The sequence below is a fragment of the Kitasatospora sp. NPDC058406 genome (genome assembly GCF_042722765.1).
Classification (GTDB): domain Bacteria; phylum Actinomycetota; class Actinomycetes; order Streptomycetales; family Streptomycetaceae; genus Kitasatospora.
Window position 1 is genome coordinate 1 of the sequence record NZ_JBHXKE010000166.1, and the last position, 4,091, is coordinate 4,091.

The following is a 4,091-nucleotide window of genomic DNA, read 5'->3' on the forward strand; positions in this document are numbered from 1 at the left end:
GAGCTGCAGTCACTCCTCGCCACCTGGGCCGGCGCCTGCCCCACCTGCCACCGCGACATACCCACACCGATACGAACCTGACCAAGCCCTACTAGTGAGCGACGACTTCACCGCGCCGTGGCCCGCCACGGGTCGTGAGCGCATGACTGGTCTTCCCGCCCGGGTCCGCCGAGGTCATGCCCCTGTGCGCCGTACCTGCCGCTACGCTGCCGTCAGCGCCCGCCGGACCCGAGACGCACAATCCGGGCCATCACCGGCGGGCGCCACAACCGGCCGCCCGGTTGCGCACCGCCTCGGCGACCCCACCACCCGCAACGCCTTCCTGCACGACACCCCCGAATAGGCCGCCCACACCATCCAGCTCGCCAACCTCCACGACCTGTAGCCGGCTGACGGCCCCTCTGAACCGCCGACCGGGCCTCGGCGGGGGAGTACCAGGGTCAGCCGGCGACGCGGTCGACGTGGTTGACGTGGCAGGTGATCTTCCCGTTGACCTCGACGACGGCGGTGGTATCGGTTCTGACGAGTTGGCCCGGGGCGACGGCGCTGGAGCTGGTGACGCCTTCGCCGAGGCGGGTGCCGGCGGGGTCGGTGAACTCCAGGTCACGAAGTACGTGGACACCTTGGAGCTGTTGTTGCGGATCTCCAGATGCGCGACGGGGAACTTCGCGTCGTTGATCTCACAGCCCGCCACGGTGACATCACCGGCCGGCGGATGGTCGGTGTTGTTGGAGCCGCTGAGCGGAGCGCCGGAGGAGACGGGGAAGCTCGGTTTGTCGGAGCCGTTGCCGACCGAGACCACGATGGCGATGTCGATGACGATGACCAGGAGCACACCGAGGCAGCCGCCGAGCAGGCACCCGCGTCCGAACCGGCTGTTGGACCGGGCCGGGGGAGGCGGTGGCGGTGGGGCGCCGTAGGAGTTGCCCGGCGTGCCGGGGCCGGTGCCCCACCCGGGCTGTCCGCCAGGGCCGGGCGCACCGTTCCCAGGAGATGGAACGGGTCCTTCGCCGGGAGGAGGTCGCTGGGTCCCTCCTGGCACCCTTCGTCCGGCTGTTGACCGACCGTAAGCCCGATTCCTGTGACTGGCGCGCCGGAGAGCGGCCATTCGGGGTGGCGGAACCCGCGGGCGATCCCGGCCACTCAAGGCGCCATCCCGCGCGACACCCCTGATCAGGCCGTGACCCCGGGTCCAGCGCGGCGACCGAGGTGGCAAGGCTCGCCGGGAGAACCCGGTGGCAGGATTTCGATGGGGCATGTCATTCCTGCCACTCGTGGCCGGTCGGTGGCGGCGCGAAAGTGGAGCCGTGGATTCCGACACGCTCGTAGGCGCACTCGCCCTGGTCGGGGTCGTCGGCGGCTTCGGCCTGCTCGGCGCCCTGATCCGGCGCGACGTGGCCCGCAACACCGCCCACGGCCGCAACACCGCCCACGGCCGCGACAACTGGCACCGGCCCGGCGGCTACCCCGTCGACCCGGCCCTGCCCGACCGGCTCTACGACACCCTCCCGGCCGCCTCGCTCAGCCCCTCCGCCGATCCGGCCACCGCCACCGCAGGCCTCGACGACAACGCCCCGGCGCCGGGCGCCGGAGGCGGCTACACCGCGCAGGGCATCCGCGACACGACCCGCCGGCCCGACCTAACCAGAACGAGCACGCCACCCGACACACGCTGGAGCGGATCGACGTCCAGCGAAACGACAGAGACCAGGACGACCCTTCCGCCTCGCGGGGCGAAACCGCGGACGACGCCGACCGGGACCAGTTCGTCCAGGCCGGGCCGGCCGACGTCGGGGCGCCCCGGCCCGTCCCGCCCGCCGCGCTTCCCCGTACGCCCGCCTGATGGCCCCAAGCGGGACGCCGACCGCCACTGCGGCGAACCCGACTCGTTGAACGAGGCGTCGCACCCATCCGGCCGCCCGCCGCGGTCTCGGTCCCCGCGCAGGCCGCGCCCTCGGCTCCCAGCGCCCCAGGGCCGCCCCGACGGCCAGCAGCCCGCCGAACGGACGGTGGACGCCATCGCCGCGCTGCGCATGGCCGCACCCCGGCCGCCGCCCTCCACCCCGCCCCAGCGAGAACCCGCTCCTCCTGGAGGCCGCCGAAGGCCTGGACGCCGTCATCCCCAGCACCTCGCCGCTGTCCGCCCCCACCGCCGGCCACGCTCCTGCCGCAGCAGGGCCGACCGGGGCAAGGCGAAGGCCCGCGAAACTGCGCAGGCCCCACCTTCGGGCGGTCAGCGGGATGACTCCTGTCGTGCGGCTGGCAGCCAGCGGCGTCTGCGGCATGCGCCCGCCGCCACCCGGAACACGCACACCTTGGCCATCAGCCGGCGGGCGCGGCCACGTCCCGGCTTTGCGGCCCGGGTGCTCGGGTACGAATTCGGCCCGGGTGGGTGGCTACCCGGGCAGGACCGGCTTGCCGCATTGCTCAAGGATGTCCAGGACCTCCGTGAGGTTCATGTCCTCGTTCTCCACCGCGGGTCCGTGTGCGCGTGCGTGCCGGAACTCGCCGTGGGAGTGGAAGGCGACGGTGAGGGCCCAGCCGGGGCGGGTGAGCCGGATCGGCCCGTTCGGCTGCCGTCCCACGTGCCACCCGTACAGGCCCGCCGTCGCCACGAGGTAGTGCGCATCGTGACCCAGCGGGGCGGCGCTGTCGATGTCGACCATGTATCCGATGGTCCCCGCCACCCCCACACCCCGCCACCGCGGCCACGATGACGGCGGTGGCCCGCTCCACCACCGTGCGATGCCCGCACTCCGACCGCCGCCCGGCCGGCGAACGCACCCACCGGCCCGCCCGCCGCCCGACTCCGACGCCTCGGCAAGCACCTCGTTCACCGCCCGCCGGCGCTCCCGCTCCTGCCGCTCCTGCGTTCTCGTCCTCGGCGGTCGGCCCGGCCGGCGAGCTTCGCCCCGCCCGAACCCCCCAGCGCGCCGGTGCGGCGTACGGTGTACGCCGCAAAGACCGGGCAACCCGATGACCTGGGGTGCGTACGGCAGCGCAGTCGCACCGCACGGCCGGTGAGTTCCGCCGCGCACGCCGCGCAAGGCCGGTTGGTTCGGTGCGAACCCCGGTGTGAAACTCACTGGTGTTCTCCCCAGCGCTGGTCATAGGGGGGCGATCCGGGATCGCAGTTCACCGCGCGGCGGTGCACACCGCCGACCAGGTGCGCCTCCTGGTGGTCCGGCCGGGCCCGCTGCGGAGAGGATGCCCAGCCGCCCCGGGCGCGTGCGCATCCTCTGCACAGGCCGCTCTGCGCGCGCGTCGCCGAGACAGCCGCGCAGTGAGGCGCGGAAGGCCGGCCGCCCGGCGTGGCGGGGCAGGCGCGGCCCGACCGGCGCCCGTCGTACTGCACTCCGCGGCGGTGACACTTTCGCGCAGCACGACGACACCGTGCTGCAGTTTCGCGGGACAACGTGCTGCACTTCGGGGGCAACATGGTGCAGCAGCGGGACAACACGGGGTGTAGCGCCACGTTGTCCCCGCCAGTGCCAGACCGGCATGTTGCCCCCGGCCCGGAGCGGGCCGTTCGTTATGTTGTCCCCGGGGTGCAGCACGTTGTCCCGCCCGGCCGCGTGGCACCCGAGCGGTCCGTGCGGCACGGAGTGCAGCGCCGTGCACCGCGCTCCTCTGCACCGTGCCGCACTCTCGTCCAGCCGTCCGGCCGCTACGCCCAGAACACCTTGATGGTCGCCCCGGACACCTTGATGCTCCCGTCCGCGCACCTTGATGCCCCGAGGCCACGGCCATCACGGTGCGCGTCTCCCCGACGGCCTGGTGGCGGCCGCGGGGCGTTCGGCCTTCCAAGGCTTCCGGGGAGGCTTCCAAGGTGAGCCCGGCGCCGTCTCCAAGGTTCCCGACCGAAACCTTGGAGAGGTCCCGCTCACCTTGACGGCCGGACCGCGATTCCTTGACGGCCCATCAAGGAATCCGCGTTTCTCCACGTCAAAGCATTGGTGAGTCGCGGTTCACCAAGGTTGGGCGGCCCCGTGGTGGTGCTGGCGGACCGCCGACTCCAGCAGCACCTGCCGCGCCCCGTAGACCCGCACCTCCCCGGCGGCCACCGCCCGCTACGCCCACCCCGCCGGCCA

The 4,091-nt window shown here is 73.3% G+C and carries 3 protein-coding genes; 1 reads left to right on the forward strand and 2 read right to left on the reverse strand.

Annotated features, from left to right (window positions below; translation table 11 throughout):
• Positions 1 to 461 precede the first annotated feature (461 nt).
• Complete coding sequence (locus ACFWOG_RS27615) at positions 462 to 920, forward strand: hypothetical protein (protein ID WP_380361363.1); 459 nt, start codon at positions 462 to 464, stop codon at positions 918 to 920.
• 339 nt (positions 921 to 1,259) lie between these two features.
• Here the strand turns inward: ACFWOG_RS27615 and ACFWOG_RS27620 are convergent, their stop codons facing one another.
• Both ACFWOG_RS27620 and ACFWOG_RS27625 read right to left on the reverse strand, forming a co-directional pair.
• A complete protein-coding gene (locus ACFWOG_RS27620; RefSeq protein WP_380361364.1) occupies positions 1,260 to 1,415 on the reverse strand; it encodes a hypothetical protein in 156 nt (51 codons plus the stop codon).
• 981 nt (positions 1,416 to 2,396) lie between these two features.
• Positions 2,397 to 2,666: a hypothetical protein gene (locus tag ACFWOG_RS27625; protein WP_380361365.1), complete on the reverse strand. Its 270-nt coding sequence runs from the start codon at positions 2,664 to 2,666 to the stop codon at positions 2,397 to 2,399.
• Between the last annotated feature and the right edge of the window lie 1,425 nt (positions 2,667 to 4,091).

Coding starts and splice junctions, on each gene's coding strand:
- ACFWOG_RS27625 (WP_380361365.1), bottom strand. CDS start 2,666: ATGGTCGACATCGACAGCGCCGCCCCGCTGGGTCACGATGCGCACTAC.